The organism is Trueperaceae bacterium, from assembly GCA_019454765.1.
Lineage (GTDB): Bacteria > Deinococcota > Deinococci > Deinococcales > Trueperaceae > JAAYYF01.
In genome coordinates this window covers 21,215-27,352 of record JACFNR010000041.1, presented here as the reverse complement: position 1 = coordinate 27,352, position 6,138 = coordinate 21,215, and the positions used below count along the sequence as shown (strand labels likewise).

4 protein-coding genes are annotated in these 6,138 nt (G+C 73.9%); 2 read left to right on the top strand and 2 right to left on the bottom strand.

Features of this window, described 5'->3' with window-relative positions:
• Positions 1-121: 121 nt before the first annotated feature.
• Positions 122-2,911: a hypothetical protein gene (locus H3C53_10790; protein ID MBW7917152.1), complete on the bottom strand. Its 2,790-nt coding sequence runs from the start codon at positions 2,909-2,911 to the stop codon at positions 122-124.
• Positions 2,912-2,922: 11 nt separating this feature from the next.
• The gene (locus tag H3C53_10785; GenBank protein ID MBW7917151.1) at positions 2,923-3,915 is read right to left on the bottom strand and encodes a LacI family DNA-binding transcriptional regulator; all 993 of its coding nucleotides are present in this window, start codon (positions 3,913-3,915) and stop codon (positions 2,923-2,925) included.
• Between the two features lie 418 nt (positions 3,916-4,333).
• On the opposite strand from H3C53_10785, the gene H3C53_10780 reads away from it, so the two are divergent.
• Together H3C53_10780 and H3C53_10775 are read left to right on the top strand one after the other, a co-directional pair.
• Positions 4,334-5,179, top strand: a complete 846-nt coding sequence (locus H3C53_10780; GenBank protein ID MBW7917150.1) for a TIM barrel protein — start codon at positions 4,334-4,336, stop codon at positions 5,177-5,179.
• 37 nt (positions 5,180-5,216) lie between these two features.
• Positions 5,217-6,137, top strand: coding sequence for an aldo/keto reductase (locus H3C53_10775; GenBank protein MBW7917149.1), 921 nt, complete (start codon positions 5,217-5,219; stop codon positions 6,135-6,137).
• Position 6,138 lies beyond the last annotated feature (1 nt).

Sequence of the window (6,138 nt, the reverse complement as noted above, 5' to 3'; positions counted from 1 at the left end):
CGGGCGTGGCGAGGACGCCCAGGGCGAGCACTGCCAGTAGCGGTGTGATGCGTTTCAACATGTTCGACCTCCGAAGGGGTACTACTGTCGCTGACGGCGCCGGCGGCGCCGGTGCGACAACTCAGGGCGAAGCGCGGCCGGCGTCACCTCCTTCCAACACGAACTCGAAGCTCGCGACGCTCTTGGGTCCGAGCCGAAGTGGGATCGAGGTGGCGGTCCCGGCGCGCTCTCCGGGAGCACGCTCTCCGGGAGCACGCTCGCTAGGAGCGCGCCCGAGGCGCGTCTCGTCGAGTCGGGTCACGTGCGCGCTCGCAACGGGCCACGCGACCCGCAGCGTTCCCTCGGCGGGCACGGGCGCGGGGTTGGCGACACGCACGATCAGCGTCTCGCGCTCGTCCGCGACCTTCGCGGCCGTCAGGTCGAAGGGGCCTTCGAGACTGACCAGCTCGTGGCCCGCGGCGGCGCCACCGCCCGCAGCCGCCAGCGGTGGCGCCGTGAACGCCTGCGCGACCCGCAGCAGGTCGCTCTGCCACCAGTCGCCCGCGAAGGGGTAGAGCGCGAGCTCGCAGAGGTGCTCCCCGAGACACTGCGCCTCGGGCGTGGCGAGGGCCGGGCCGGCGCCCTGCGGGCGGCTGAGCAGGTCGTCGCGCGACAGCCAGCCGACGGCGCGCACGAGCGTGACGGCGAGCTCCGTGCCGTTGGGACCTGGCTCGGCCTCGTACTCGGGCAGGCCGCGGTTCAGCACGGCCAGCCCGGCGGCGCCGTCCGACACGGCCACGAAGCGGCGCTGGTGGTTGGTGGGGGGCGGGGCCTGGAACCAGTCGGGTCGCGCGGCAGGTCGCGCCGGGCGCTCGACGACGTCGAAGTGTCCGTCGGCCCACACGCTGTTGGTGTCCACGCCGCTGTCGAGCCGCAGGCGCAGGCGGTGATCCATGGCGGCGTTGGTGATGCGGACGGTCACCCCGAGGGCGGGGTCGCCGGCCGCGAGGGCAAGGTCGATGGTGGCGGGGATCCGTGCGACGCCCACGCGCGAGAGGCGGTCGTCGGCGAGGCGCCCCGGGATCTCGAGCTCGTAGTCGAGGCGGACGGTGGCCGTCACGGGGCCCGCCGTGACGAGCGTGGGCCGCCGCGTCGGGGCAGCGAACGTGACGGGCGCCTCGCCCCTGAGGGGCGAGAAGTCGTACTCGTCGCCGGCGTCGGCCTGGTCCTCGAGGCGGAGGCGCAGCTCGTGGCGGCGGCCGCTGGCGACGTGCAGCATCGTCACGGCGCCGGCCGGCGTCACCGTGACCTCGAGGTGCTCGTTCGCGAGGGTGATGACGCCGTCGTGGTCGGCGTGCGCGCCGAGGTCGGTGGCGACCCGCTCACCGGCGGACCCAGCAGCCTGGGTCAAGGCCAGGTTGGCGAGCCCCAGGGGCGGCAGGTCCGCCAGGACCTCCAGCGCGACGCGGTCCAGCTTCAGGTCGCTGCGGCCGGGCGCGTACACCGCGCTCACCTCCGCCTGGAACGGCAGTGGGGTGCCGGCCTCGTCGCTGACCGCCAGGCGCCGGCCGGCCCCTTCCGGCAGCTCGAGCACGTGGCGCACGACGCGTCGTTGCGGGAAAGGCAGCGGGTTGAAGACGGTGACGGCGTCCTTGGCGGCGGCGTGCACGTCCTGGATGTTGGCGGGACGGCGCCCGCCAAGGTCGGCGAGGGCGCGGCGGCAGAGGTCGTCGCCTAGCTGCCTGCTGCCCTCGAAGCGCGTGAGCATCTCGCGGTGCACGGAGTCGAGCGAGCAGCCGCAGATCGAGTCGTGGGGGTGGTTGAGGAGCAGCAGGCGCCACGCCTCGCGCATGAGCGCGCGGGGCTGGCAGCCGGTCACGCACCAGGCGAGGGCGGTGAGCGGTTCGGCGTACCGCTCGAGCAGGGTCTGACCGGTGTGGTTGGCGCGCTTCAGGTAGAGCCGCGCCGACAACACGCCGGCGAGGATGTGCTGGTAGCGGCTGCCGCGGAGCTCGCCCTGGTAGACCTGTAGCGGCCCCACGCTGGCCCTGGCGGCGGCCACGTACTCCTCGACGTCGCCCTGCACGAACTCCACGTCAGGGAAGGCCGCGTCGGCCTCACGGATCACCTGCGGCAGGTTCGGTTGCGGGAAGAGGTGGTCGGAGCCGTTCAGGAGCACGAGGGCGCGCCCGTTGGCGTGGGCGGTCAGGCCGCCACGCACCCGCTCGAGCGAGGCGGCGAACCAGCGGGGCAGGTCGGCGAGCTCGTCGCCGCTCACGCCGTAGAGGGCGGCCCGCAGGTGGCGCAGGGCCAGGTCGGGGTCGTAGGGGTCGGTGAGCTCCCAGTCGACGTGACCGATGGCGGTGCCGCCCGAGTAGGTGCCGATCAGGTGTACGGCGAACAGCTCGGTCTCGCCGTCGGCGGCGCGCCAGAGGAACTCGCTGCCGAGGCGCTCGCCGTCCTCACCCATGCCGCGCTGGAACACCACGGCGGGCAGTCCGAACCCGGCGGCGAGGAGGGGGAGTTGGGAGACGTGCCCGAACGAATCCGGCGTGTAGCAGACGGGGAGTGGCTCGCCGAAGCGGCGGCTGACGCGGCGGCCGAACTGGAGGTTGCGGACGAGCGCCTCGGGGCTGACGAGGAACTCGTCGGCCAGCACGTACCACGGTCCGATGCGCAGGCGACCGGCCTGCACGAAACGCCGCAGGTCGGCCTCGCGCTCGGGGCGCAGCTCGAGGTAGTCCTCGAGCACGGCCGCCTGACCGTCGAGGGTGAAGCGCCGGTAAGCAGGGTCCTCGAGCAGCTCCAGCACCATGTCGATGACGTCCACGAGGCGCGCCTGGAAGACCCGGAACGGCTGGTACCACTCGCGGTCCCAGTGCGTGTGCGGGACGATGTAGGCGGTGAAGCGGCGGTCGGCGGCGGTCGGCATGCCCTTGTCCCCTAGCTCGAGTCTCGTTGCGTCAGGCGGTGAGCCACCAGCCGACGCTCAGGCGGGTGCCTTTCGATGCTGCGGATGAGGAGCTCGGCCGCCACCCGGCCGAGCTCGGCTGCGTTCAGGTCGACGCTCGTGAGGCGCGGGTCCGTGTACTCGGTGAGGGCGTCGTCGTTCATTCCCACGACGGCCACGTCCGTGGGCACGCGGCGGCCCGCGTCGCGCAGGGCGCGGAGCGCCCCGATGGCCAGCTCGTCGCTGCTGGCCAGCACCCCGCCGTACTCGCCGCCGCCCGCCAGGAGGCCGCCCAGGCGGGCGCGGGCGTCCTCCGCCGTCTGCACCCCGAACTGGACGGCGTCGGGCCCGACCGGCACGCCGGCGGCGGCGTGGGCGGCCACGAAGCCGCGGGCGCGCTCCTGCGCGAAGGCGTGGGCCTCGGGTCCGTTGAGGAACAGGAGCGGGGCGCGGCCGCGCTCGAGCAGGTGGCGGGCGGCGTCGCGGCCGACGGCCACGTTGTCGTTGTCGACGCTGGTGATGCCCGGCAGGCCGCTGTGGCCCAGCAGCACGTGCGGGAAGTCGTGCTGCAGGAGCTTGGCGAGGAGCGGCTCCTCCTCGGAGAGGTTCATGAGGATGACGCCGTCGGTCCAGCGCTCGAGGATCAGCTTCCCGAGCAGGTCCCGGGCCTCGGCCTCGTCGTCGAGCACGGTGAGCGCCAGCGTGTAGTCGCGGGTGTGGACCACGTCGTGGACGCCGTGGACGAAGCGGGTGAAGAAGCTCGACGACAGGCCCGCCTCCCCCATCGGGTTCAGCAGGTGGAGCGACCAGGTGCGGCCGCTCGAGAGGCTCTTGGCCGTGCGGCTGGGGTGGTAGTCGAGCCGCTCGGCGACGGCCAGCACGCGCTTGCGCGTGTCGGGCGCCACCCGCTCGTCGCCGTTGAGGGCGAGCGAGGCGGTCGAGACGGCCACGCCGGCCTGGCGGGCGATGTCTCGGATGGTGCTCACGCGCCCACGCCGCCCGCCGTCATCGAACCGGTTCGGTAGCGTCGTGCACGCATTGACGCCGACCACATCAGCGCGGACCTCCCCGAGGTTTCGAACTGGTTCGATGCTAGACGCCCGCCGCGCCCGCTGTCAATGACGGGCGCACGGTCGGCACCGGACCGCCGCCAGGTAACCCGCGCGGCCGCTTGTCAGGGCGCCCGTCCATGCGCCAGACTGTGGCCCCAAGGTGGCCTGCCGGGGCGGCGCGTGGGTAGCGCCGGCCGCGACGCGGGCCTAGGAGGCGAGAGCTCAGGTGGCAACGGTTCCAGGTCTCGATCAGGTGGGCGCCGGCCGGCCCGGCGCGCCCATCCGGGTGGCCAACGCCCCGTGCTCCTGGGGGCTCGTCGGGCGGGGCGATCCCGGGGTCGGCTGGGCCCGGATGCTCGACGAGCTCGCCGCCACCGGCTACACGGGCACCGAGCTGGGCGACTACGGCTACATGCCGACCGACCCGGCGGCTCTCCGCGCCGAGCTGGCGGCGCGCGGCCTCACCCTGCTGGGCGCCTACTTCGGGGTGGCGCTGCGCGAGCCCGGGGTCGTCGAGCGCGAGCGCGCGCGCCTGGAGCGTCTCGCCCGCCTCCTGGCCGGCGCCGAGCCGGGGGCGCGCCGCCCGCTCCTGGTCCTCGCCGACCAGGACGGGACGGACGCGGCCCGCAGCCGCAACGCGGGCCGCGTCACGGCCGCGCTCGGCCTGAGCAACGAGGAGTGGACGATCGTCGCGGCCAACGTGAACGCCACCGCAAGGATCGTGGGTGACACGACCGGTCTGTCTACCGTTTTCCATCCTCATTGCGGCAGTTTCGTGGAGACACCCGACGAGATCGAGCGGCTGCTGGCCGCCACCGACCCCGACCTCGTCGGGCTCGTGTTCGACACCGGACACTACGTGTACGGCGCCGGCGCGCCCGACGAGGACGGCCTGACCGCCGCCCGCGGCCTCGAGCGCTTCCGGGAGCGTGTGCGCTACGTCCACCTCAAGGACTGTGACGCCGCGGTCGCGGCGCGCGCTCGCGCCGAGGGGTGGGACTACGTCACGGCCGTACGCGCCGGCCTCTACTCCGAGCTGGGGCGGGGAAGCATCGACTTCGCGGCGGTCCTCGCCGCGCTGCGTCGCCACGGCTACGCCGACTGGGTGACCGTCGAACAGGACGTGCTCCCAGGCATGGGCACCCCCAAGGAGAGCGCGCGGCGTAACCGCGACTACCTGGCGGGCCTCGGCCTATGACCCGCGCTGCCCGGACGCTCCCCACGAGGGTGGCGCCGTGACGCTCGAGGTCGCCGGCAAGCGCGCCGACCGCCTCATCCAGGGCACGGCGCACCTCTCGGGCATGACGCAGGCCGACGTCGTCGCCCTCCTCGACGCCGTCGCGGCGGCCGGGGCGACGACCTTCGACCTCGCCGAGAACTACGGCGGCGGCGCCAGCGAGGCCGCGTTCGGCGCCTGGCTGGCGGCGCGCGGCGGCCGCGACGGCTTGTTCCTGATCACCAAGGGCGGTCACCCCTACGGCGGACGCAACCGCATCACCCGCGCCGACATCGTCGCCGACCTCGCCGGCTCGCTCGAGCGCCTGCGCACCGACGTGGTGGACCTCTACCTCCTCCACCGCGACGACGAGACCGTGCCGGTGGGCACCGTGATGACCATCCTGCACGACCTGAGGGAGCGCGGCCTGATCCGCGCCTACGGCGTCTCCAACTGGCACCACGGGCGCATAGCCGCCGCCAACGCGTACGCGCGCGCGAGCGAGATGGAGCCCGTGGCGGCCAGCAGCCCGCACTTCAGCCTGGCGGTGCCGGTCGCGCCCCCTTGGCCGGGCTGCGTCAGCATCTCCGGCCCCGAGGGGGCGGCCGAGCGGGCCTTCTACGAGTCGACCGGCACGCCCGTCCTCGCCTGGTCGAGCCTGGCCATGGGCTACTTCGCCGCCACCCCGAACGCACCCGCCCCGCAACTCGAGGTGAGCGTCTTCGACACGCTCGCCAACGCGGCACGGCGCGACCGGGTCCGGGCGCTCGCCCGCGCCCGCGGCCTGACGCCGAGCCAGGTCGCGCTCCAGTACGCGCTCAGCCAACCCATGAACATGCACGCCATCGTCGGCTGCCGGTCGGGGGCGGAGTTCCGGGAGCTGCGGATCGCCGCCGATAGGCCGCTCACCCCAGCCGAGGTCGCTGCCCTGGAAGGCTGAG

Excerpts from the sequence above, each read along its gene's own strand:
- H3C53_10790 (MBW7917152.1), bottom strand. The coding sequence starts at position 2,911 with ATGCCGACCGCCGCCGACCGCCGCTTCACCGCCTACATCGTCCCGCAC.
- H3C53_10780 (MBW7917150.1), top strand. The coding sequence starts at position 4,334 with ATGCTCGACGAGCTCGCCGCCACCGGCTACACGGGCACCGAGCTGGGC.